This is a genomic window from Pseudomonas sp. CFBP13508 (genome assembly GCF_005233515.1).
Classification (GTDB): domain Bacteria; phylum Pseudomonadota; class Gammaproteobacteria; order Pseudomonadales; family Pseudomonadaceae; genus Aquipseudomonas; species Aquipseudomonas mercuritolerans.
In genome coordinates this window covers 1-737 of the sequence record NZ_QFZZ01000024.1, presented here as the reverse complement: position 1 = coordinate 737, position 737 = coordinate 1, and the positions used below count along the sequence as shown (strand labels likewise).

Annotated in this window: 1 protein-coding gene; it reads right to left on the bottom strand. The window is 62.4% G+C overall.

Translation table 11 applies throughout. The features are described from left to right. The coding region (locus PspCFBP13508_RS27315) for an RHS repeat domain-containing protein (RefSeq protein ID WP_161984093.1) at positions 1-737 on the bottom strand (737 nt) is incomplete at both ends.

Below are 737 nucleotides of genomic sequence, written 5' to 3'. Positions count from 1 at the left end.
TTGCGTCGGTAGATCCACACCGCATCACCACGGCAACGCTTGTAGAGAAAACCGTTGCGGTACTCGTAGGACGTTGGTGCATCGTCCGGCGGAATCAGCGCGATCAGCCGTCCGACTTCGTCGTAGCGATACTCGGTGACCGCGCCCAACGCATCCTGCTCGGCGATCAAACGACCCTGCTGGTCATAGGCCTTGAGCTGCTCGCCGCCATCCGCCGCGACCTGGCGCACCAGCCGCGCGCGTTCGTCGTGGACGTAGACTTCTTCGGTGCCGTCGACGTAATGCACGGTCACGCTGGCGTCGTCATCGTTCCAGACGTAACGGGTGTTCATCTGCGAGAACGACGCCCAATGCCTCACGCAGCGCGCCGCTTTGCCTTCGCGCTGCCACTCCCAGAAAAAGCTCGCGCCGCCGGTCAACTGGCGCTGGAGGATGACGTGGTGGTCGTCGTAGTCGTAGCGCTCGCTGTCGCCGACTGCGTTGGTCGCGATCAACAGGCGTTGCCGCGCATCGAAGCTGTAGGTGGCGAGGTTCTGCTCGGTGGTCCACTCGCCCTGAACAAAAACTTGGTAATCGACCGCCACCAGTTGCGTGCGGTCATAACGCAACAGCAATGAGCGGCCGGCGCCATTGTCCAGACGCTGAATGCGGTCGGAGCGATCGCGTTGCAGGGTCAGACGATTGCCGTAGACATCGCTGATTGCGGTCAGCCGGCCGGCGCGAAAGTGATAGAACCG